This is a genomic window from Mesorhizobium sp. M0189, from assembly GCF_040322135.1.
Lineage (GTDB): Bacteria > Pseudomonadota > Alphaproteobacteria > Rhizobiales > Rhizobiaceae > Mesorhizobium.
This window is the reverse complement of the sequence record NZ_JAMYSW010000004.1, coordinates 111,229-132,417: the sequence shown is the minus strand read 5'-3', so window position 1 is coordinate 132,417 and position 21,189 is coordinate 111,229. Positions and strand designations below refer to the sequence as shown.

Genomic DNA, 21,189 nt, shown 5'->3' with positions numbered 1-21,189 from the left:
CGTAGTGTCGGCTGGTGGCGGTAATCGCGGGGAATAGAGTTCATGTGTGCCCAGTTGAGTTCGCTCGGCCATGCGGCGAGCGCGGGCGGTGAAAATTCGTCCGAAACTATGTCTAGTTTCGCCAGGAATGTTTCGGCGATGCTGGAGCGGACGGAATACCGCCGTTGCGACAAGGGCGAGGATCTCGAGGACATCTATCGCCTGCGCTACAAGTCGTACCGTTCCAACGATATGGTTCCCGATAACGAGAACCACACCATTCACGACGAACTCGACGAGGTGCCTAACGTCTTCCGGTTCGGTGTCTACATCGACCAGGAACTCGTCAGCACACTGCGTATTCATCACGTAACGCTGTCGACGCCAAGATCGCCTTCCACCAAAGCTTTCGGTGACATCGTCATGCCGATGCTCGAGGAGGGCATGAGCTTCGTCTGCCCCAGTCGGTTCGCCTCCGACCCGGAATGGTCGCGCGTCTATCCGCAGATACCCTATCTCACGCTGCGGCTCGCCGGCATGGCATGTTTTCACTTCAACGCGCCCTATTGCCTTTCGACCATCCGCGAGGATCACGCCGGCTTCTACAAGCGGATCTACTACGCCGAGAAGATCAGTGAGCCTCGTGCCTATCCTGGCGTCTATAACAAGGTCGTGCTCTACCGTGCTGATGTTGGCGCTATTCGCGAACGGTCGCTGTCGCGCTTTCCATTCTTCCGTTCGACGCCAATGGAGCAGCGTATGTTATTCAATGCGCCCGGTGCCGGCGAACTCGCTCCGCTGACCATCCTGCCTACCGCCAAGTATTTTCGCGAAGCCGCCTGAACGAGCCCATGGAGCCTTCCGGTAGCTTCGGCGTTCTGGGCAAGGTGCTGGTGGTAGGCTGGCATCCGCCAAGCATCGCTTCGATAGCGATCCGATCCAAGGAACCGATATGACCATTTCGACACTCGCCCTTACCCCGCTTATCTCGCTGATTGCAGGCGTGCTGATCCTGGTGATGCCGCGGCTGCTCAATTATATCGTCGCCCTTTATCTGATCGTTGTCGGCCTGCTCGGGCTGTTCCCGCATCTCGCCAGCTAACGACATCGGCAATAGCGGACCTGCCATCCATTGTGATTGGTATCGCCGCGCTCCGACCCGCCTCGTTTCAGGGGTTGGGTCAGTCATAGCCGCTGCGCACGTTGCGGCACATCATTGACGCAGCGATTTCAAGTTTCGCTTGAGACTGTTGGCTGCGACGCTGCGGCGATGCGGCAATAGCGCCATTGCCCTTAACGCGGCTTTTCGCTATGTGCCTGAAAGATGTCTTCGAAGGGGTATTCCTATGGCTGAACACACGCCGACCGGTCCTGTCGAACTGGGCGCGAAGATGGACTATGCCGAGCACGACCGCACCTATGCCGGCTTCCTGATGCTGGCCAAATACGGGTCGCTGTTTTGCGCCGCAGTGCTTCTGGCCATGGCGTTCGGCTTCTTTGTGGGCGGCTTCTTCTCGGGGACCATCCTGTTCGTTCTGATCCTGGCCGTCGGCGCCTTTATTCTCCGATAACTCCTCCAATTTTTGTCGAGGACGCCGCCGGGGGCCGGCCGGCGTCTTGCGGTAACGGGTTGCGGCCGAAAGGATCATGCGGTGGGACAGACGGTTTTCATCCCTCGTGAGCTCGACGCGAACGAGCCGCGCGTCGCGGCCTCGCCCGACACGGTGAAGCGGCTGGCGGCGCTGGGTTTCGACGTGGTCGTCGAAGCTGGCGCCGGCGCGGCGTCGCGCATTCCCGACGAGGAGTTTGCCAAGGCCGGCGCCGCGATCGGCAAGGCCGGCGATGTTTCCAGGGCTGATGTCGTGCTGAAGGTGCGCCGGCCGAGCGATGCCGAGCTGAAAGTCTATCGGCCGGGCACTGCCGTGATCGCCATCATGGATCCCTATGGCAACGATGCCGGCGTCGCCGCGTTGGCCAGGGCCGGTGCTACTGCTTTTTCCATGGAGTTCATGCCGCGCATCACCCGCGCCCAGTCGATGGACGTTCTATCCAGCCAGGCGAACCTCGCCGGCTATCAGGCGGTGATCGACGCGGCTGCCGAATATGACCGGGCGTTGCCGATGATGATGACGGCGGCTGGCACGGTACCGGCGGCGAAGGCCTTCATCATGGGCGTCGGCGTCGCCGGTCTGCAGGCCATCGCCACCGCGCGCCGCCTCGGCGCCGTGGTCACCGCCACCGATGTGCGCCCGGCTGCCAAGGAGCAGGTTGCTTCGCTCGGCGCAAAGTTCCTGGCGGTCGAGGACGAGGAATTCAAGGCGGCCGAGACGGCCGGCGGCTACGCCAAGGAAATGTCGAAGGAGTATCAGGCCAAGCAGGCGGCGCTGACCGCCGAGCACATCGCCAAGCAGGACATCGTCATCACCACGGCGCTCATCCCCGGCCGGCCAGCGCCGAAGCTGGTTTCGGCGGCGATGGTCGCCTCGATGAAACCCGGCTCGGTGATCGTCGACCTTGCGGTCGAGCGTGGCGGCAACGTCGAGGGCGCCGTTCCGGGGCAGGTGGTGACCACCGCCAACGGGGTAAAGATCGTCGGCCATCTCAACGTTCCCGGTCGCGTCGCCGCCTCCGCCTCGCTGCTCTATGCGAGAAACCTCTATGCCTTCCTCGAGACGCTGGTTGACAAGGCGACGAAGACGCTTGCCATCAACCGCGACGACGAGCTGGTCAAGGCAACCATGCTGACCGATGCCGGCAAGGTCGTGCATCCCGCCTTCGTCAGGGCTGAGCAGGAGCCGCCAAAGGGCCAACATGTCGAACCGCCGGCCATTCCGGCCAAGACGATGGTTGCCGAGGCTTCGGCGAAGCCGGCTGCGAAGAGGCCGGCCGCTTCGAGGAAGCCCAAGACCACCGGAGGGATCGCGTGATGGATCAGACCCTGCAGAAAGCCCTCGACCAGCTCGACCAGGCCACAGCTGCCGTCCGCCTTGCGGTACAGAACCTGGCCACCGCGCCCGGCACCGAGGCCGCTGGTGACGCCGCGCACGCGCTGTCCGGCGGCGCGATCGATCCCTTCGTCTTCCGCTTCGCCATCTTCGTGCTGGCGATCTTCGTCGGCTACTACGTCGTCTGGTCGGTCACGCCGGCGCTGCACACGCCATTAATGGCGGTCACCAACGCCATTTCCTCCGTCATCGTCGTCGGCGCGTTGCTTGCCGTCGGCATCTCGGCCTCGGGCATCGCCACCGGCTTCGGCTTTGTTGCGCTGATGCTGGTATCGGTCAACATCTTCGGCGGCTTCCTCGTCACCCAGCGCATGCTGGCCATGTACAAGAAGAAGGAAAAGTAGGCCGCTATGAACGCCAACTTCGCCTCCTTCCTCTATCTGGTCTCCGGCATCCTGTTCATCCTGGCATTGCGCGGCCTGTCGCATCCGACCACCAGCCGCCAGGGCAACATGTACGGCATGATCGGCATGGGCATCGCCATTGTCACGACGCTGGCGCTGGCCACCCCTTCCGCCGGCCGCTTTGCGCTGATCGTGCTCGGCCTCGCCATCGGCGGCTCGGTCGGTGCGGTCACGGCACGGCGCATTGCCATGACCTCGATGCCGCAGCTGGTCGCCGCCTTCCACTCGCTGGTCGGTCTTGCCGCGGTCATGGTGGCGGCCGCCGCCATCTATGCGCCGGAAAGTTTCGGCATCGGCACCGTCGCCGATATCCATGCCCAGGCGCTGATCGAGATGAGCCTCGGCGTTGCCATCGGCGCCATCACCTTCACCGGCTCGGTCATCGCCTTCTTGAAGCTCGACGGCCGCATGTCGGGCAAGCCGATCATGATCGGCGGCCGTCACTTCATCAACGCAGCCCTGGGCATAGCGCTCATTGTGCTGATCATGCTGCTCGTCACCACCGAGTCCAAGCTGGTGTTCTGGCTGATCGTTGCCGCCTCGCTCGTGCTCGGCGTCCTTCTCATCATCCCGATCGGCGGCGCCGACATGCCGGTGGTCGTATCGATGCTCAATTCCTATTCGGGCTGGGCAGCGGCGGCACTCGGTTTCACGCTCGGCAATCTGGCGCTGATCATCACCGGCGCGCTGGTCGGCTCATCGGGCGCCATCCTGTCCTACATCATGTGCAAAGGCATGAACCGAAGCTTCATCTCGGTCATCCTCGGCGGCTTCGGCGGCGAGACATCAGCCGCTGCCGACGACGGCATCGAGCGCACCGTCAAGCAGGGCTCTGCCGAGGATGCCGCCTATCTGATGATGAATGCGCAAAAGGTCATCATCGTGCCGGGTTACGGCATGGCCGTCGCCCAGGCGCAGCACGCGCTGCGCGAAATGGCCGACAAGCTCAAGGCCAACGGCGTCGACGTCAAATACGCCATCCATCCGGTGGCCGGCCGCATGCCCGGCCACATGAATGTGCTCTTGGCGGAAGCCAACGTGCCTTACGACGAAGTGTTCGAGCTGGAGGACATCAACTCTGAGTTCGCGCAGGCCGATGTCGCCTATGTCATCGGCGCCAACGACGTCACCAATCCGTCCGCCCGCGACGACAAATCGTCGCCGATCTATGGCATGCCGATCCTCGACGTCGACAAGGCGCGCACCTGCCTGTTCGTCAAGCGCTCGCTCGGGTCCGGCTATGCCGGCATCGACAACACGCTGTTCTACAAGGACGGCACCATGATGCTGCTCGGCGACGCCAAGAAGATGACCGAGGAGATCGTCAAGGCGATTGATCACTGAAACGGCGTCGTTGCCAACTCACTGCCGGTCGTCGAAATACAGCCCTGGCTCCGCGCCGGGCTTTTTCTTGGCTGTTACCGGTTCTGAAGCTACGATAGCGACCCGTCGTCTTGTCTAACGGCGTCATCGGTGGAGGTGCTGTGCCCGACCCTGGTTCTGCCGCGTCGCCGGCCGCCGATCTGACCGCAGCAGAGAAGGTGCCGCGCAAGCGCAGCCAGGCGGTGGTGGTCGTGCACGGTATGGGCGAACAGCGGCCCATGGACACGTTGAGGGGATTTGTCCAGGCCGTTTGGAGCCACGATCCGGCCCGTGCTCCGTTCTATGCCCATGTCGCTGATCCGGCCGACCCAATGGGTGCGAAGATCAACCAGAGCTGGATCACGCCCGACAGCCGGACCAATTCGCACGAGCTTCGCCGGATCACCACACCGTATGATGTCGATGGCCGCCGCACCGATTTCTACGAGCTTTACTGGGCCGACATCACCCAGGGCACGACCCGGAGCCGCCTTGCTGCCTGGGTGACGACCCTGCTCTGGCGCAAGCCCGCCGATATTCCGCGCGATGTGCGCAAACTCTATGTCGTCACGCTTTTGGCCACCATCGTCGTCCTTGGCGCGGCGCTGGCGCTCGCAACGTCGGCCTGGCAAGGCTATATCTCCTGGACGACCGGCGTGCTTGTCACCGTCCTGGCGTCGTTCGTTATCTGGTCGGTGGACCAGTTTGGCCTGCCCTATTTCGGCGATGCCGCCGCCTATGTGCGGGCCGAAGCGGCGACGGTCGAGAAGCGCGCGCTGGTCCGCGAGCGTGGCCTCAAGCTGCTGAAGCGCCTTATGGTGGACGACGCCTACGACCGCATCGTGCTGGTCTCGCACAGCCTGGGGTCGATCATAGCCTATGATCTGTTGCAGATATTATGGGCCGATTTCAGGCCTCGAAAGCTGGAAGCCATTCGCGACAGAGCGAGGCTGAAGGCGATCCACGCCGTCGATAAGGCGATGCTGGCCACCGATGCTTCCGCCTGGCCCGACCGCCTCGATGACCTCCCCACATTCCGGCGCGGCCAATGGGAACTCTACCGGCAGCTTCGCGACAGTGACGCCGATCATCCGCTGCCGTGGAAGATCAGCGATTTCGTCACGCTCGGCAGTCCGCTGACCCACAGCGAGTTTCTGGTGACCTACAATCTTGCCGAGTTCAGGCGCGGCATCGCCGAGCGGCTGTTCTCGGCATGCCCGCCGATCGCCGACAGGGCGGCGGGCGGGACTATGCTCTATCAGGAAGGCCGCAGCCATTCGGGCAAGCCACAGCGGGCGGTGCATCATGGCGCGATGTTTGCCGCGATGCGCTGGACCAACATTTTCGACAGAGGCAATGGCTGGTTGACCGGCGACCCGATCTCCGGGCCGATGACGGAGAACTTTGGTCCGGGCGTGGAAAACATCCAGGTCGAGCTGCGCGGCTCGCTCGGCCGCGTCTTCACACACACGCTCTACTGGTCGTTGACGGCGAGCGGCGTCGAGGCCAACGCACCGTCCGGCGTGCCGCGCTCGCACCTTGCCGTGCTGCGCGATGCGGTCGATCTCGGCCGCAAGCTGGGGGACTGAGCTGTCGGTGGCGAGCAACGCACGACAATGCTGCGCCGACAGCTCAAAGCAAGGTCCGCTTCGGGGTAATCTTCGAAGCGGACCGAGTTCGCTTAGGCGCCGATCAACGATTGGTCAGGAAAATCGCTTCCTCGTCGTCGCGCTGCCTGCCGCCAAGTGCTGCAGCCGCACTGGCAATGAAAGCCCCGACGACCAGCGACAGCGCGCCAATCAGTGAGAAGGTGGCGCCTGCCTTTCTGGCGGTGTCGGCCGCCTGCTGGGCCTTGACCTTGGCCTCCTGCGCTTTGGCGATTACCGCATCGACGCGAGCGGTGGCATCGGCTTCGGACAGGCCTGTGCGGGCGGCCACCAGCCGCGACAGATAGGTCTTGTCGTCGGCCGATATTTCGCCTGCTGCGGCACTCGCGATCAGAATGCGCGATGCCTGCGCCGTTGCCGCGGCGTCGCTCTCCGGATTGGCGGCAGCGAGCCTTGCCGGATCGGCCGGGCGGAACAGCGTATCGACGAAATACGATGTGGCGTTGTCAGTCGAGGCGCCACCAGCGTTTGCAGCAGCACCTGCCGAAGCGCCCATTGCCGCGCCGGATGCCACAGTCGAAGCGGCCTGGACACCGGTACCTATCGCGGCCGAAAGCGCCGTGCCGAGCACGCCGGCGACGAGCAGCGTCGCCAGCGCCCAGGCCAGGAAGCCGTGAGCGGTATCGCGGAAGAAGACTTCATCGGTGTGGATGCCGACCCATTTGGTGCGCAGGCGTCCGGCGAGGTAGCCGCCGAGGGCCGACGACAGCCACTGCACGACGATCAGCCAGACGGCGGTGGAAACGGCGAAAGTTGTGACTGACGCACCCGAGCCGGACCATGGCGACACCATGCTAAGTCCAAGCCCGGAGCCGAGCAGCATCAAGATGAAGGTAAGCGTCGACGCAGCAAAGGCGCCGGCGACGATTGGTCCCCAACTGACGGCGGGGGATGAGGATTCCGTCGGTGCGGAAACCTCGGTAGTCGTTAGGGTGGACGGCATGGAAGCCTCCTACCTTGCAAAAAGCAGAATCAGAATAATGATCGGAATCGGGACTCCGAGAAGCCAGAGCAAAATGCCACGTCCCATGAATGCCTCCTGCGGCGATTGTGATCAACTACAATGCCTTGAAAGACTTTCCGTTCCGGGAGATCCTCGGTGATCTTTGTTGCGGTGCAGCAGTCGGCGTCGGTGCGCCAAGATGCACCAATGCACTTCATGCCTGCAGGCTGGGTATTCTGGATGGCGGCTCAGATGTCCAGATTGGCGACCGACAGCGCGTTTTCCTGGATGAATTCGCGCCTTGGCTCAACCTCGTCGCCCATCAGTCGCGAAAACAGTGAGTCCGCGTCAGACGCGTCATTGACCTTGACCTGTAAGAGCGAGCGCACATTCGGGTCGAGCGTCGTTTCCCAGAGCTGCTCGGCGTTCATTTCGCCAAGGCCCTTGTAGCGCTGCATGGTCAGACCCTTGCGGCCGGTGGCAAACACGGCATTGAGCAGTGCCAGCGGCCCCGAAATTGTTTCGGAGACATCCTTGCGGCGCAGCACCGGCGGCTCGCCATAGATTTCTGCCAGGCGCGGCGCATAGCGGTCGAGCTGGCGTGCGTCGGCGGAATTGATCAGCGCCAGGTCGAGATGCGCGAACTCCTTGACGCTGCGCACCGTGCGCTCGAATACATAGCCGCCGACGCCCTCGTTGGAGGTCGACATGCGGCCTGTCCAGCCGCGCTCGGTGTCCTCGGCGATAATGTCGAGACGGCGGGCAACGCGCTCGGCCATCTCGTTGGCGCGACCGAGGTCGGTGAAGATTTCGGGGTTGAGCGCGCCGGCAATCGCTGCCTGCTCCACCACGCCTCTGTTATAGCGCGTATGCAATCCGTTGATGAGTTGGCGGACAGCCAGGGCATCGTCGATGGCGCTGCGCAGATCCTGTCCGGCCCGCACCTCGCCCGTGCTGAGCGCAAGCGACGCTTCTTCCAGCCCCGAGCCGATCAGGAATTCCTCGAAGGCGGCTTCATCCTTGATATATTGCGAGCTCTTCCCTCGTGTCACCTTATAGAGCGGCGGCTGCGCGATATAGAGATGACCGCGTTCGATCAGTTCCGGCATCTGGCGGAAGAAGAAGGTCAGCAGCAAGGTGCGGATATGGGCGCCATCGACATCGGCGTCGGTCATCAGGATAATCTTGTGGTAGCGCAGCTTGTCGGCATTGAACTCGTCCTTGCCGATCGAGGTGCCGAGCGCAGTGATCAGCGTGCCGATCATGTCGGAGCCGAGCATGCGGTCGAAGCGGGCGCGCTCGACATTGAGGATCTTGCCGCGCAGCGGAAGAATGGCCTGGTTCTGGCGCGAACGGCCGCCCTTGGCCGAGCCGCCGGCGCTGTCGCCCTCGACGATGAAGATCTCGGATTTCGCCGGATCGCGCTCCTGGCAATCGGCCAGCTTGCCGGGCAGCGAGGTGACGCCGAGCGAGCTCTTGCGGGTGATGTCGCGTGCCTTGCGCGCGGCTTCACGCGCGGCAGCGGCCTGGATGACCTTCTCGATGACCGCCTTGCCCTCGGTCGGGTGCTCCTCGAGCCAGGTGCCGAGCGCCTCGTTGACGAGCCCTTCGACCACCGGGCGAACCTCGGACGACACCAGCTTGTCCTTGGTCTGCGAGGAGAATTTCGGGTCGGGAACCTTGACCGACAGCACCGCGGTCAGGCCTTCGCGGCAATCGTCGCCGATCAGCGCCACTTTTTCCTTCTTGGTCAGGCCCGAGGAGTCGCCATAGCCGGTTATCTGGCGTGTCAGCGCACCCCGGAAACCGGCGAGATGCGTGCCGCCGTCACGTTGCGGGATGTTGTTGGTGAAGGCCAGCACGTTCTCGTGGTAGCTGTCGTTCCACCACATGGCGACTTCGACGGTGATGCCGTCGCGCTCGGCGCGGATCGAAATCGGCTTGTCGAGCAACGGCTTCTTCGTTCGGTCGAGATATCGGACGAACTCTTCCAGCCCGCCATCATAGTGCAGTTCATGGCGCACGATGTCGGCATGGCGGGCATCGGTCAAAACGATGCGCACGCCGGAGTTCAGGAAGGCGAGCTCGCGCAGCCGGTGCTCCAGCGTACCATAGTCGAACTCGACCATGGTGAAGGTCTCGGACGACGGCAAGAACGTGATTTCGCTGCCGCTGCGCCCTTCATAGGTGCCGGGGACCTTGTCTTGTTCATAACTGCCGGTGATGCGCAGCGGCGCGTCGGCATCGCCATGCGTGAAGCTCATCTCGTAGATCTGGCCGTTGCGACGGATCTTCAGTTTCAGCCAGGCCGACAGTGCGTTGACGACCGACACGCCGACGCCGTGCAGGCCGCCCGACACCTTGTAGGAGTTCTGGTCGAACTTGCCGCCGGCATGCAGCTGCGTCATGATCACTTCGGCCGCCGAAATGCCTTCGCCGGTGTGGATATCGGTCGGAATGCCGCGGCCATTGTCGATGACCGTCACCGAGCCGTCCGGATTGAGCGTCACCGTCACCAGGTCGGCATGGCCCGCCAGTGCTTCGTCGATGGCGTTGTCGACCACCTCATAAACCATGTGGTGCAGGCCCGAGCCGTCGTCGGTGTCGCCGATATACATGCCCGGCCGCTTGCGAACGGCGTCCAAGCCCTTCAAAACCTTGATGGAATCGGCGCCGTATTCGGCTTCAACGCCGTTGGCGATGTCGGTGTGGTCGCTCATGAAAACCTGTCTGATTGGTGCCGTGTGCAGAGCGCGAAAAATCGGCGTCGAATCGCGCATTCCTAATGTCGTAGATATAGGCGCAAAAGGCGGTTTTTCCAAGGTTTGCAGGCATTTCCGAACGGAATGACCGTCGCGTGAACCCGCTACCGGCGCCTGGCTTCGATCCTGGCCAGCCGCTCACGCAAAAACTTGATCATGAACTTGTATCGCGGCGCCAGCCGACCGGTCCGGTCGAGCTCCAGCGTCATGTCGAGTGCCTTGGAAAGGACGGCTTTCGGGTCCTTTGCGACTTGGGCGTAGTCGATATAGGCAACCACCAGGTCGCGCTGCCAGGTGGCGTTGTCCGGATCTGACTGGGCAAGTTTCTCGCGAATGGCAAGGCTGTCCTGAAGGGCTTGCCGGGCTCCCCTGACGTCGCGCTGCCTGAGGCGGAGCGTGGCGACTTCGGACAGCGTTATCGACAAGTCCCGCTGCCAGTCGGAATTGGCGGAATCGAGCTTCGCCAGCCTCTCCGCAATCGCGTAGCTGTCCAGATAGGCTTTCAGTGCGCCTTTGTGGTCGCCCTGTATCGCCAGGACGCCGGCGACCTTCTCGAGGCACACGGACAGGTCGCGCTGCCAATCGGTGTTGTTCGGGTCGCCGGCGGCGAGCGCGCTGGCTTGCGAGAATGCCTGACGATAAGCCGAAAGTGCCGCCGGCCAATTCTGCTGGTCGCTCAGCGCGTTGCCGACCTTGGCGTTGCCGACGGACAGGTCGCGTTTCAGCTCGGTGTCGTCCGGATCGCGTTTCGCCAGTTGCTTGACGATCGCCAGGCCTTCCTTGTAGGCCGTCAGCGCCCCAGCGGCGTCGCCGCGTTCGCGCAGCAGGTCGCCTATCGTATCGTGGCTGACCGAGACGTCACGCTGCCGATCGGCGTCTCCCGGTCTGTCCGCCGCCAGCGCCAGCCGCACCTTCAGGCTCTCTTGATAGGCCGCCTGTGCGTTGTCCAGTTGACCTGCGACATGGGCAAGGTGGCCGATCTCATCATAGGTGATGGTCAGGTCGCGCTGCAGTTCGGCACGGTCGGGCTCGCCGGCAGCGAGCTGTTTCTTGATCGACAGGCTTTCCTGATAGACCTGTGCGGCGCCGGCCAGATCACCTTGCGTCGCCAGCACGTTACCGATCTTGTCGTCGGTCATAGCGAGGTCGCCGAACCACTCCAGATTGTCCGGCTCTGCCTCGGTCAGGTCCTGCAGAATGGTCTTGGCCGTTTCATAGTTTTGCAGCGCTGCCGGCAGATTGCCTTGCGCCATCCGCACGTTGCCGAGCTTGACGTGGCTGACGGCGAAGTCGCGCTTCACGTTGGGATCGGTTTCGTGGCGCGACCGCCGCTCGAGATCGGCTTGCAGCGCCTCGAAGGCGCGGCCAGCAGCATCGATGTTGCCGACCGTGGTATAGAGCTTGCCGAGCTCGTCCAGCGTGCGGATCAAGCGGTCGGCGTCGTCGAGCGACAGCACCACCTGTCCGGCTTCGCCATAAAGCGTGAGCACGGATTCATAATCCTTGATGGCTGTGGCGTAGTCGAGGTCGGCGCGCGCTGCCCCGCCGGACAAATAGCGCGTCGCGGCTTCGGAAAGCGTGCGACTGACGAAATTGGCCTTCAGCGCGTTGCGCGAGATATTGTCGATCTCGGCTGCTTCGGCAAGCTTTTTCCGCGCGGCATCGAACGCTCCCAGCGAAAGCTGCTCTTCCGCCTGCCGGCGCAACGCTGCCACTCTGAGATCGTCGGAGGAAAGCGTCCGCATTTCGCTCCGCACCTTGACGAAGGCGTCGGCTGCCTCACGCAGCCTGGCGTTCAGACTGTCCGCGGAGAGGCGGCCGGCATCGGAACTGATCAACGCGCCATAGAGCGGTGCCAGCGGCATGTCGGCGTCGCTGGCGATCTTTTCCACCTCGCCACGCATCGCGGGCGTCACCTCGGCCATGGCCAGCAACAAGCGTTCGCGCTCCGGCAGTTTCTCCTTGGCTGTCGTGGCAAAGAACAACTGCGGCAGGCCGCTCTCGACATAGGGCAATTGCCTGCCGCGCGAGAGATCGTAGACCTCCTGCTGCACGAGCGTCAGCACGGAGCGGATCTCAAGACCCTCGGTGCCGAGGTATTTCGTCAGCGCCGCGGTGAACGGCGAATTCTGGCCGGTCCCATCCGAGGCGGTCTCGCCGGGCGCCGCCGAGAAGGCAAACAGGATGTTTTCTGCCCGCCCGATGCGGCCAAGACCCGGCCGGACCTTGTCGCTGACCTCTTTTACCAGCGCCGTTGCGCCGCGGCCTTCGCCGCCCGTGGCAGCAAACAGATCGCTGCGGCAGGCATCGAGCACGATCAGTCCGACCTTGCTGGTGGCGGCGACGGCCGCGCGGATCTCCTCCAGCGGCAGGCTGGTCCCTTCCAGCGTAGCGAGCGACGACGCGTCTGCATCCACCGGCAGGAGCCGATTCTCGCCGGCGATCTCGACGCCGTGGCCGGAGAAGAACACCAGTGCCACGTCGGCGCCTTTAGCATCCTCGCGGAAATCGTCGAGCGCCCGGCGCATGCGCCGCAGGTCGCGGTTGGTTTCGAGGAAGACCTCGAAACCGAGCTTCCTCAGCACCGTTTCCATGACCTCGCCGTCATTGACGGGATTGGCGAGCGGCCGGATCAGCCGGTAGTCGTTCTCGGCGATGACCAGCGCAACGCGCCGCTCCGCCATGGCACCGGAGGCCGTCGAGAGGATCAGCAGCAAAGCAAACAGAAGACGCAAATCGAACCGCCCCGGCCCGGTCATTTCCCGGAGCATTCCATCTCTTTATGGCATGAGCAAGTTATGGCATCGGCAAGCCCGGCCGTTCGCGTTGTTAGCTGGCGCGCATCGGCCTCAGCGCTTCGCTCCAGCGGGACAGCTCGTCCAGCATGGTCTTGGCTCCGCCGAGCACCTGCTCGCTGGGCAGGAAGGCGCCGGTCTCGTCGAGCAGCTTCTGGTACATCGGGAGCGCCACGCCTTCCGGAATCGGCATGACGCCGACCGCGGTCAGCAACGGTTTGACCGCCTGCGCCGCTCGTAAGCCACCGGAGACACCGCCGTAGCTGAGGATGGCGGCCGGCTTGTATCGCCATTCCCTGAGCAGGTAGTCGACCGCGTTGACGATCGCGGGGGCTGCGAAATAATTGTATTCCGGCGCTACGAAGACGAACGCGTCGGCGGCGTCGATTGCTTTCGACCAGGCTTTCGTGTGGCTGTTTTCGTATCTGCCGAGTCTAGGATGATGCGGCTCGTCCAGCACCGGCAGGTTGAAGGCGGCGATATCGGTGAGCAATGGCTCGAATTTGCCGTGTTCGCGCGCAAAACTTTCCAACCACCTTGCGAAAACGGGTCCGGCGCGGCCCGGCCGCGTGCTGCCGATGATGACGTTCAACTGGTGCTTCAAGGCAGGCTCCCGCCGGTTAGTGGCATCTGTGGTGCTGCCACCTAAGACACACAGCCGGACACAGCAAGCAGGCACTTTCCGGTGCCCCGGTCACATTCCAGAGAGCGGATGCTTCGCCTTGTCGTCCGGCCACATGGACGCTTGCCTTGCCAGCCACTACATTGAGGGGTCAGCGGAGCAAGCCATGGACAGTCAGCCCGTCCCCTTCGTCCCGCCGGCGCCGAAGCCGCGCACCGCGCCGCCTTCGACGCTGGAGATGATCCGCATCGTCTATCGCAATCCGCTCGAACTGTGGGGCGAGGCGACCTACAACGAGCCCTGGATTTCGGTGAACGGCGTCGGTGGGCCGCTGGTCATCGCCAACGATCCCGGCCTCATCCGCCATGTGCTGGTCGACAACGCCAAGAACTACAAGATGGCGACGGTGCGCCAGAAGATCCTGCGGCCGATCCTGCGCGACGGGCTGCTGACCGCCGAAGGCGAGGTGTGGCGGCGTTCGCGCAAGGCGATGGCGCCGGTATTCACGCCGCGTCACATTTTCGGCTTCGCCGAGCCGATGCTGAAACGCACGCTCGAATTCGTCACCCGTTACGAGCAAGGTGGCACGTCGGATATCGCCCACGACATGACGCTGCTCACCTTCGACATCCTGGCTGAGACGCTGTTTTCGGGCGAGATATCGGGCGAGCCGGGCAGCTTCGCCAAGGAGATCGACCGCCTGTTCGAGACGATGGGCCGGGTCGATCCGCTCGACCTTTTGCGTGCGCCCGATTGGCTGCCGCGCCTGACCCGCATCCGCGGCCGCAAGACCATGGCCTACTTCCGCAAGATCGTCACCGACACGGTGCAGATGCGCGAGGCGCGGCTGAGGCGCGCTCCGGACACGGTGCCGCAGGATTTTCTCACGCTGCTGTTGAAGGCGGAAGGACCGGGCGGGCTGACCCGGGCCGAGGTCGAGGACAACATCATCACCTTCATCGGCGCCGGCCACGAGACTACAGCCAGGGCGCTCGGCTGGACGCTCTACTGTCTCGCCGAAGCGCCATCGGAGCGCGAAAAGATCGAGCACGAGATCGATGCTGTGCTGGCGCGTGAGCCCGACCCGACGAAATGGCTCGACGCCATGCCGCTGACCCGTGCCGCCTTCGACGAGGCGCTCAGGCTCTATCCGCCGGCGCCCTCGATCAACCGCGAACCGATCGAACCCGAAACCTGGAACGGCCTCTATATACCGCGACGCGCCGCGGTGCTGGTGATGCCGTGGGTCGTCCATCGCCACAGGAAATTATGGGACCGGCCGGACGCTTTCATGCCGGAGCGCTTTCATCCGGGGAATCGCGAAAAGATCGACCGTTTCCAGTATTTGCCGTTCGGCGCCGGCCCCCGCGTCTGCATCGGTGCCAGCTTCGCCATGCAGGAGGCGATCATTGCGTTGGCGATCATGCTGTCGCGCTACCGTTTCGACACCACCGCGGAGACCCGCCCCTGGCCGGTGCAGAAGCTGACGACGCAACCGCAAGGCGGGCTGCCGATGCAAGTCACCCGGCGCGCCTCGTAAGCGGCTGAACGTCCATTCGCGCCGGTATTATGCGGCGGACTTGCGTTGGAACTGGCCCGCGGCGCGGTAGCGCCAGAGATAGCTGGGCAGGATGGTTCCGATCGACCGTGGCTGGATTCCGAGGCCGGCGAGCGTCCTGTTGTCCTTGACGGCGGCATCCGACACGACATTGTGCTGGCGCAACAGCAGGACCTGGTCCTTGGTCAACAACGGATTGGGCATCAGCCCGAGAATTGATGCCTGGAGGTTCGCCAGCCACCACGGCATAGGCAGCAAAAACCGCTTGCGTTCGATGATAACAAGCAATTCTTGCATGCATTCCTTGAAAGTGAGCACCTGCGGCCCGCCGAGCTCATAGATATGGCCGCCCTGGACCTTGCCGTCGACCGAGTGCGCCACCGCTTCGGCGACGTCGCCGACATAGACCGGCTGGAATTTCGCCTGACCGCCGCCGATCAGCGGCAGGACTGGGGAAAAGCGGGCCATGTTGGCAAAGCGGTTGAAGAAACCGTCCTCCGGCCCGAAATTGATCGATGGCCGCAGGATCACAGCGTCCTGGACCGTCTCAAGAACGGCCTTTTCGCCAAGCGCCTTGGTGCGCGCATAGTCCGATTGTGCGTGGAGATCCGCGCCCAGAGCCGAGATGTGGGTGAGGCCGGCGCCGACGGCGCGCGCCGCTTCAGCGACAGCGCGCGCGCCGAACTCGTGGACGGCAGTGAATTTCTGCCGGCCGGCCTCATGCGCGATCGCCACCAGATTGACGACATGGTCCGCGCCTTGCACGGCGCGGTCGACCGACCAGCGCACCCGGACATTGGCCTGCACCGGCTGGATCTGCCCGACATTGCCGAGCGGCTGCAGGTGGCCGGCGAGATCGGGCCGACGGCAGGCGACCCGGATGCGGTAGCCGCGCCTGGCCAGCGCCCGCACGACATGACGACCGACAAAGCCGGAGCCGCCGAACACGACGACGAGCTTTGGGGTCTGCAGGATTTCGGTCATGGCTGGCTCCGGCGGGCTATCCAGATGGCTTGGTTGAAGCCGTTTCATAGTCCGTTTCGCGCCAAAGGCAAAGGGCGACCATAGGTCGCCCGGCATTGTTGAAGCATGATTTTCCGGATCCGCTCGAAACGGCAGAAAACTCCGCCGAGGCCCGGCTTTGCGGTAACTCCATTCGAAACAGGAACCTTTGTTCGGTCGGCGATTTTAGATGTATGGTTTGATTCCGAATGAAGGATATTGCCAATGACAAAACGCGTTGCGATCTTCGCTCTGGCATTAGCAGCAGGCTGCAGCATTGGCGCCTCGGCATTCGCCGGAAACCGGCATCACCCCAAGCTCAACCCGAACGCTATGTTCCCGCCAACGGCGACATCATCGAGTTCCTGTTCGGTGGCCCGCGCTACTATGACAACCACCTGTTCACGACAGCCGCCGAACCCTGCTCCTACAACAGGGTAGGACCGGACGCGAATGCGGCGAACGTCATCAACGATCATTATTGCGGGAAGTAGGCTCGCGCTGCCGGATCGGCCGGCCTCCTCAGCCGCTCATCGGACAAACGAATTTCTTCAGGACGAATAGCGCGCGGCGAATTCGGAAATGCGTTGCACCACAGCTTTCGGCGCGCTTAGGCCGCGCGCCGCCGACTTCTCCGCGGCCTCGGCCCGGGCACGCCCCGGCACATGCACGCCATAGCGCCGCCGCAACCGGTCGAGCTGGTCCTTCATCCGTTTGTCGAAGTCCGGATCGAGCAGCTTGGGCTCGACGGCGAGCACGAACAGGCCGGTCCCCGGACTGTCCTGCCCGCCGTCGAACCATGGCGCATCGAGCGACCAGTTGGCGCCCGACAGGCCGGCAGCCAGCACCTCGACCATCAGCGCGATGTTGGCGCCGCGCTGGCCGCCGAAGGCAAGCATGGCGCCTTTCATGGCGGCTGCCGGGTCCGTGGTTGGATTGCCGCTGGCGTCCAGTGCCCAGCCTTCGGGGATCTTCTTGCCGTCCTCGGCCGCCTTGCGGATGTTGACGAAGGCGGTGGCGCTCGACGACTGGTCGATGACCAGCGGCGCCCCGTCCGCGGCCGGTGCGGCAAAGGACATCGGGTTGGTGCAGTAGACCGGCTTGACCGAGCCCGAGCCGGCAAGCACGGCCGGGCCGTTGGTCGCGGCGAACGATACCAATCCCTGCGAGGCCAGCCGTCCGGTGAAATAGCCGAGCGCGCCGCACGTATAGGCATTCTTCTGCGAAAAGATGGCAACGCCGAACAGCCGCGCCGCCTTGGCGAGGTCATCGATCGTGCGGTCGAAACCGGTATGCGCCAGTCCGCCGCGGGCATCGGAGAGATAAACCGCGAGCGCTGGCCTGGTGATGACAGGATCGGCATTGCCGTCGATACGGCCGGCTTCCAGCGCTTCGAGATAATCAATGAAATGCGACAGCCCGACGGTCGATAGTCCTTCAGCCTCGGCCGCGACGATCGAGGCAGCCAGCGACTGCGCCGCCTCTTCGTTGGCGCCGGCGCCAAGTGCGGCCATCCGGCACAGCCCTGTCGCCTGGTCGAGACTGAGTTGCATGGTAGCTGCCCTGAATTCGCGACTTTAACAGCTTTAGCCTAGCTTGCTCGGGATCCGTGCCTCGAGCCGGCGGAAGCCGAACACCAGGATACCGGTGATGGACATATAGACCAACGCCAGAAGCAGCAAGGGTTCGTAGGTGACGAAGAGATCCTGGCGCACCCGCGAGGCTACGGCATAGATGTCGACCATGGTTATCGTTGCCACCAGCGGTGTTGCTTTCAGCTGGAGAACGGTTTCACCCGCCAGCGTCGGCAGCGCCCGGCTGATCGCCTGCGGGAGCCATATTCGCCCGAAGATTTTCCAACGGCTCATGCCGAAAGCGCGGGCCGCCTCGAGTTGGCCGTGCGGTACACCGGCGAAGGCGCCACGCATCACTTCAACTTCATAGCCGGCATACGCGATCGTCAGAGAAAGAACGGCGTAGGGCCATGCCTGCCTTAGAATGGGCCAGAGGAACGACTCGCGTATCCACGGAAATTGCGGAAACAGCGAACCCAGTCCGTAGTAGAGCAGCCAGAGCTGGAGCAGCAGCGGCGTGCCGCGAACAATCGTGCAGAACACCTTGGCCGGCACGCTCAAGATCGGCGGGCCGATCACCTGCGCCAGGCCGAGGGGGATGGCGAGCGCGATGCCCAGAGCCGACGTTACCACAAGCAGCCAGATGGTCCGCCATATGCCTTGCAAAGCCAGCGGCAGATAGGTGGGAAGCCAATCCCAGCGCATGAGGAAAATCGATGCCAGTACGACAACCAGCGCGATCAGGATCAGAGCTATGCGGTGTGGCTGCATCCAGAGCGAGGCTCGTGCGACGGCGTCAATGACCGGGGTTTCGGTCGCCATCAGTGCGATCCCGCGATCGACGGCATGCCGCGTCGCGCCCAGCGCTCAACCCGCCCGATGACGACGTTGGAGACGAGGGTCAGAACGAGATAAAGCGCGCCCGCCGCCATGAAGAAGGTGAAATAAGCCTTCGTCGCGCCGGCTGCCGTCCGTGTGGTTTGGGTCAGTTCATTGACGCCGACGATCGCGAGAAGCGCGGTGTCCTTGGTGGCGATCAGCCACAAATTTGCCAGCCCCGGAATGGCGAAGGGCAGCATCGCCGGCAGCGTTATACGCCTGAGAAGCAGGCCGGGAGGCATTCCATAGGCCCGCGCGGCTTCGATCTGGCCTTGCGGAACGGCGCGGATTGCGCCGCGCAAGACTTCGGTGGAGTAGGCGCCCTGCACGACCCCGAGCACGCCTATGCCGGCGACAACCCCGTTGATGTCGATCGCGGCATAGCCGAGCGCAGTAAGCAACTGGTTGATGAGGTCGGTACCAGCGAAATAAAGCAGCAGGATCAGCACCAACTCGGGCACGGCGCGGACCACTGTGGTGTAAACTTCCAGCAGGTCACGGACCACCGGCCCGCCATAGAGCTTGCCATAGGCGCCGCCGACGCCGATCAAAAGACCAACCCCAAAGGAACCGAAAGCAATTCCGACGGAGTTTGCCAGCCCATGCAGAAGGCTGAGACCCCTGCCGTTCGGCGGTTCGAAGGACAGCAATTCCAGCGAACTGGCTCCGAACATGGTGGCGAGAACGTCGCTCAGCTTATGTCCCCCTGGACTTGCGGGTTGAGGCGCCAATGATGCGTCAAGCCGGACATGCCCACCGCGACGACGGCGGCTAGGCATGCCCGGCTTGACGCCGTTGCCGTCAGTTGGACTGCGACGCTTCGCCGTAGATGTCGAAATCGAAGTACTTCTTGGTGATTTCGGCATATTTGCCATTGGCCCGAATGGCCTTGATGGCAGCATTGATCTTGTCCTTGAGCTCGGTGTCGCCTTGGCGCATGCCGGCGCCGACGCCCGGCCCGAGCACTTCAAGGTCCGGCGCGACATAACCCTTGAGGTCGCAGCACGCCTTGCCTTGGTCCGACTTCAAAAACGCGTCGAGCGCGATCGAATCGGCCTGAGTGGCATCGATCCGGCCGGCGGCGAGATCCTGATTTGCCTCGTCCTGCGTCTGGTATTCCTTGATTTCCGCAGCGTCGGTGAAGTGCTTCTTGGCGTAGGCGGCGTGCACCGTAGACGCCTGAACGCCGACTATCTTGGCTTTCAGCCCCTCTGGCGTCGCATCGAATTTCTGATCCTTGGCGCCGATCACCGCAGTCGGCGTGTTATAGTATTTGTCGGAGAAGTCGATTTCCTTCTTGCGCTCGTCGGTAATGGACATCGAATTCATGATCGCATCGATCTTCTTGGTTTTAAGCGCCGGGATGAGGCCGTCCCACGGGACTGGCGTCAATGCGCAATCCAGCTTGGCTTCGCCGCAAATGGCGTTGACGATGTCGACTTCCCAGCCACCCCACTTGCCGGAAGCATCCTGCGAGTAAAACGGCGGATAGGCTTCCGGCGAAAAACCCACCTTGATCTGTTCGGCGCTTGCCGAAAATGCGCCCGACAATGCGATCAGCGTGGCCGCGAGCGCCGTTTTGAGAAAAGGTTTCATTTTTCAGTTCTCCCGTTTTTTGGTTTTGACGTTCCCGTCTGCTTTTCTCGCAAGTCATCCAACATTGCGCAGAAACTGCTTCAGCCTTTCGGATTTTGGTGCGCCGAAGATCTGTTCCGGCGGCCCTTCTTCCTCGACCAGCCCGTTATGGAGATAGACGACATGCGTCGCCACCTCGCGGGCAAACTTCATCTCATGCGTGACCAGCACCATGGTGCGGCCTTCGCGCGCCAGGTCGCCGATCACCTTCAGCACTTCGCCGACCAACTCCGGGTCGAGCGCCGAGGTCGGCTCATCGAACAGCATGACGCGCGGATTGATGGCCAGCGCCCTGGCTATCGCTGCGCGCTGCTGTTGGCCACCCGACAGATAGGCGGGGTAGACGTCGCGTTTTTCGGCCAGGCCGACGCGGGCGAGCAGCTTTTCCGCCTCGCCGATCGCTACATCGCGCTTGACGCCGAGCACATGCACGGGAACCTCGATGACGTTCTCGATCAACGTCATGTGGCTCCAAAGATTGAAGTTCTGGAAGACCATGCCGAGCTTGGAGCGGATGCGTTCGATCTGCTTGCGGTCGGCGGGCACGGTGTGGCCGTGGCTGTCGGCCTTCAGCTTTATCTCTTCGCCATTGACGCGGATGATGCCGCTGGTCGGGTTCTCCAGGCAATTGATGCAGCGCAGCAGCGTCGACTTGCCCGAGCCGCTGCCGCCGATGATGGCGATCACCTCGCCATCGCGCGCCGACAGCGAAACGCCCTTCAATACGTGCAGCTTGCCGAAATTCTTGTGCAGGTTCTCGACGTGGATGGCTTCGGCGGCGCCGTTCTGCACCGTATGCTTCAGGGCGGTGGCCGGCGCTGTCATCGTCGCGGTGCCCCGCGGAGCAGCCGAGGCAGTCCTTGCTGGAATTTATTACCCATTACCCGTCACTGGACAGCGTTCCGATTCTCAAGATGGACCGTTCCGCTTGCCTCCGTCAACCGCAGTTTTTGGACCATTGATCACGGCCTGCCGAGTGGCTATTGGCAGGAGGGAGCGCGT

Annotated in this window: 19 protein-coding genes; 9 read left to right on the top strand and 10 right to left on the bottom strand. The window is 63.1% G+C overall.

Features of this window, described 5'->3' with window-relative positions; translation table 11 throughout:
• Positions 1 to 138: 138 nt before the first annotated feature.
• The 7 genes from NKJ09_RS09020 to NKJ09_RS08990 all read left to right on the top strand — a co-directional run bounded on the left by NKJ09_RS09020 (position 139) and on the right by NKJ09_RS08990 (position 6,339).
• A complete protein-coding gene (locus NKJ09_RS09020; RefSeq protein WP_245278538.1) occupies positions 139 to 822 on the top strand; it encodes an N-acyl amino acid synthase FeeM domain-containing protein in 684 nt (227 codons plus the stop codon).
• A gap of 109 nt (positions 823 to 931) precedes the next feature.
• Positions 932 to 1,081, top strand: coding sequence for a DUF3096 domain-containing protein (locus NKJ09_RS09015; RefSeq protein ID WP_023718043.1), 150 nt, complete (start codon positions 932 to 934; stop codon positions 1,079 to 1,081).
• A gap of 244 nt (positions 1,082 to 1,325) precedes the next feature.
• A complete protein-coding gene (locus NKJ09_RS09010; protein ID WP_023718042.1) occupies positions 1,326 to 1,550 on the top strand; it encodes an aa3-type cytochrome c oxidase subunit IV in 225 nt (74 codons plus the stop codon).
• A gap of 81 nt (positions 1,551 to 1,631) precedes the next feature.
• Positions 1,632 to 2,906 carry a Re/Si-specific NAD(P)(+) transhydrogenase subunit alpha gene (locus NKJ09_RS09005; RefSeq protein ID WP_023718041.1) on the top strand — a complete coding sequence of 425 codons (1,275 nt, stop codon included), beginning with the start codon at positions 1,632 to 1,634 and terminating at the stop codon, positions 2,904 to 2,906.
• Positions 2,906 to 3,328: an NAD(P) transhydrogenase subunit alpha part 2 gene (locus tag NKJ09_RS09000; RefSeq protein WP_036244434.1), complete on the top strand. Its 423-nt coding sequence runs from the start codon at positions 2,906 to 2,908 to the stop codon at positions 3,326 to 3,328. The genes NKJ09_RS09005 and NKJ09_RS09000 overlap by 1 nt, the downstream gene beginning before the upstream one ends.
• A gap of 6 nt (positions 3,329 to 3,334) precedes the next feature.
• Positions 3,335 to 4,732 (top strand): NAD(P)(+) transhydrogenase (Re/Si-specific) subunit beta, encoded by a 1,398-nt coding sequence (locus NKJ09_RS08995; RefSeq protein ID WP_023718039.1) that lies wholly within the window; start codon positions 3,335 to 3,337, stop codon positions 4,730 to 4,732.
• A 140-nt stretch (positions 4,733 to 4,872) separates the two neighbouring features.
• Positions 4,873 to 6,339, top strand: coding sequence for a hypothetical protein (locus NKJ09_RS08990; protein WP_352484386.1), 1,467 nt, complete (start codon positions 4,873 to 4,875; stop codon positions 6,337 to 6,339).
• A 103-nt stretch (positions 6,340 to 6,442) separates the two neighbouring features.
• Here NKJ09_RS08990 and NKJ09_RS08985 read toward each other — a convergent pair whose 3' ends face one another.
• From NKJ09_RS08985 to NKJ09_RS08970, 4 genes are all read right to left on the bottom strand, one after another.
• Complete coding sequence (locus NKJ09_RS08985) at positions 6,443 to 7,360, bottom strand: hypothetical protein (protein WP_023718037.1); 918 nt, start codon at positions 7,358 to 7,360, stop codon at positions 6,443 to 6,445.
• Between the two features lie 248 nt (positions 7,361 to 7,608).
• Positions 7,609 to 10,080 carry a DNA topoisomerase (ATP-hydrolyzing) subunit B gene (gene gyrB / locus NKJ09_RS08980; RefSeq protein WP_352762636.1) on the bottom strand — a complete coding sequence of 824 codons (2,472 nt, stop codon included), beginning with the start codon at positions 10,078 to 10,080 and terminating at the stop codon, positions 7,609 to 7,611.
• A gap of 146 nt (positions 10,081 to 10,226) precedes the next feature.
• Positions 10,227 to 12,893, bottom strand: a complete 2,667-nt coding sequence (locus tag NKJ09_RS08975) for a caspase family protein (protein WP_352495205.1) — start codon at positions 12,891 to 12,893, stop codon at positions 10,227 to 10,229.
• 58 nt (positions 12,894 to 12,951) lie between these two features.
• Positions 12,952 to 13,521, bottom strand: a complete 570-nt coding sequence (locus NKJ09_RS08970) for an NADPH-dependent FMN reductase (protein ID WP_023718034.1) — start codon at positions 13,519 to 13,521, stop codon at positions 12,952 to 12,954.
• A 184-nt stretch (positions 13,522 to 13,705) separates the two neighbouring features.
• Here NKJ09_RS08970 and NKJ09_RS08965 point away from each other — a divergent pair, with 184 nt between their 5' ends.
• Positions 13,706 to 15,079 carry a cytochrome P450 gene (locus tag NKJ09_RS08965; RefSeq protein ID WP_352495204.1) on the top strand — a complete coding sequence of 458 codons (1,374 nt, stop codon included), beginning with the start codon at positions 13,706 to 13,708 and terminating at the stop codon, positions 15,077 to 15,079.
• Positions 15,080 to 15,106: 27 nt separating this feature from the next.
• Here NKJ09_RS08965 and NKJ09_RS08960 read toward each other — a convergent pair whose 3' ends face one another.
• On the bottom strand, positions 15,107 to 16,081 hold the full coding sequence (locus NKJ09_RS08960) for a complex I NDUFA9 subunit family protein (RefSeq protein ID WP_352762633.1): 975 nt from the start codon (positions 16,079 to 16,081) through the stop codon (positions 15,107 to 15,109).
• A 227-nt stretch (positions 16,082 to 16,308) separates the two neighbouring features.
• On the opposite strand from NKJ09_RS08960, the gene NKJ09_RS08955 reads away from it, so the two are divergent.
• Positions 16,309 to 16,593: a hypothetical protein gene (locus NKJ09_RS08955; RefSeq protein ID WP_352495202.1), complete on the top strand. Its 285-nt coding sequence runs from the start codon at positions 16,309 to 16,311 to the stop codon at positions 16,591 to 16,593.
• A 57-nt stretch (positions 16,594 to 16,650) separates the two neighbouring features.
• On the opposite strand, the gene NKJ09_RS08950 is transcribed toward NKJ09_RS08955, so the two are convergent.
• The 5 genes from NKJ09_RS08950 to NKJ09_RS08930 form a co-directional block, all read right to left on the bottom strand.
• Positions 16,651 to 17,652: an Ldh family oxidoreductase gene (locus NKJ09_RS08950; protein WP_352495201.1), complete on the bottom strand. Its 1,002-nt coding sequence runs from the start codon at positions 17,650 to 17,652 to the stop codon at positions 16,651 to 16,653.
• A gap of 33 nt (positions 17,653 to 17,685) precedes the next feature.
• Complete coding sequence (locus NKJ09_RS08945; RefSeq protein WP_352762629.1) at positions 17,686 to 18,495, bottom strand: ABC transporter permease; 810 nt, start codon at positions 18,493 to 18,495, stop codon at positions 17,686 to 17,688.
• Positions 18,495 to 19,226, bottom strand: a complete 732-nt coding sequence (locus tag NKJ09_RS08940; RefSeq protein ID WP_036244431.1) for an ABC transporter permease — start codon at positions 19,224 to 19,226, stop codon at positions 18,495 to 18,497. Before NKJ09_RS08940 ends, NKJ09_RS08945 begins: the two co-directional genes overlap by 1 nt.
• Positions 19,227 to 19,353: 127 nt before the next feature.
• Positions 19,354 to 20,148, bottom strand: coding sequence for a transporter substrate-binding domain-containing protein (locus tag NKJ09_RS08935; protein WP_352483947.1), 795 nt, complete (start codon positions 20,146 to 20,148; stop codon positions 19,354 to 19,356).
• 54 nt (positions 20,149 to 20,202) lie between these two features.
• On the bottom strand, positions 20,203 to 21,012 hold the full coding sequence (locus tag NKJ09_RS08930; protein ID WP_023718026.1) for an ABC transporter ATP-binding protein: 810 nt from the start codon (positions 21,010 to 21,012) through the stop codon (positions 20,203 to 20,205).
• Positions 21,013 to 21,189 lie beyond the last annotated feature (177 nt).

What these genes read in the sequence shown, in the direction of transcription:
- NKJ09_RS09020 (WP_245278538.1), top strand. Translation starts at nt 139, where the DNA reads ATGCTGGAGCGGACGGAATACCGCCGTTGCGACAAGGGCGAGGATCTC.
- NKJ09_RS09015 (WP_023718043.1), top strand. Translation starts at nt 932, where the DNA reads ATGACCATTTCGACACTCGCCCTTACCCCGCTTATCTCGCTGATTGCA.
- NKJ09_RS09010 (WP_023718042.1), top strand. Translation starts at nt 1,326, where the DNA reads ATGGCTGAACACACGCCGACCGGTCCTGTCGAACTGGGCGCGAAGATG.
- NKJ09_RS09000 (WP_036244434.1), top strand. Translation starts at nt 2,906, where the DNA reads ATGGATCAGACCCTGCAGAAAGCCCTCGACCAGCTCGACCAGGCCACA.
- NKJ09_RS08995 (WP_023718039.1), top strand. Translation starts at nt 3,335, where the DNA reads ATGAACGCCAACTTCGCCTCCTTCCTCTATCTGGTCTCCGGCATCCTG.
- NKJ09_RS08985 (WP_023718037.1), bottom strand. Translation starts at nt 7,360, where the DNA reads ATGCCGTCCACCCTAACGACTACCGAGGTTTCCGCACCGACGGAATCC.
- gyrB (WP_352762636.1), bottom strand. Translation starts at nt 10,080, where the DNA reads ATGAGCGACCACACCGACATCGCCAACGGCGTTGAAGCCGAATACGGC.
- NKJ09_RS08975 (WP_352495205.1), bottom strand. Translation starts at nt 12,893, where the DNA reads ATGCTCCGGGAAATGACCGGGCCGGGGCGGTTCGATTTGCGTCTTCTG.
- NKJ09_RS08965 (WP_352495204.1), top strand. Translation starts at nt 13,706, where the DNA reads ATGGACAGTCAGCCCGTCCCCTTCGTCCCGCCGGCGCCGAAGCCGCGC.
- NKJ09_RS08960 (WP_352762633.1), bottom strand. Translation starts at nt 16,081, where the DNA reads ATGACCGAAATCCTGCAGACCCCAAAGCTCGTCGTCGTGTTCGGCGGC.
- NKJ09_RS08955 (WP_352495202.1), top strand. Translation starts at nt 16,309, where the DNA reads ATGAAGGATATTGCCAATGACAAAACGCGTTGCGATCTTCGCTCTGGC.
- NKJ09_RS08950 (WP_352495201.1), bottom strand. Translation starts at nt 17,652, where the DNA reads ATGCAACTCAGTCTCGACCAGGCGACAGGGCTGTGCCGGATGGCCGCA.
- NKJ09_RS08945 (WP_352762629.1), bottom strand. Translation starts at nt 18,495, where the DNA reads ATGGCGACCGAAACCCCGGTCATTGACGCCGTCGCACGAGCCTCGCTC.
- NKJ09_RS08940 (WP_036244431.1), bottom strand. Translation starts at nt 19,226, where the DNA reads ATGTTCGGAGCCAGTTCGCTGGAATTGCTGTCCTTCGAACCGCCGAAC.
- NKJ09_RS08935 (WP_352483947.1), bottom strand. Translation starts at nt 20,148, where the DNA reads ATGAAACCTTTTCTCAAAACGGCGCTCGCGGCCACGCTGATCGCATTG.
- NKJ09_RS08930 (WP_023718026.1), bottom strand. Translation starts at nt 21,012, where the DNA reads ATGACAGCGCCGGCCACCGCCCTGAAGCATACGGTGCAGAACGGCGCC.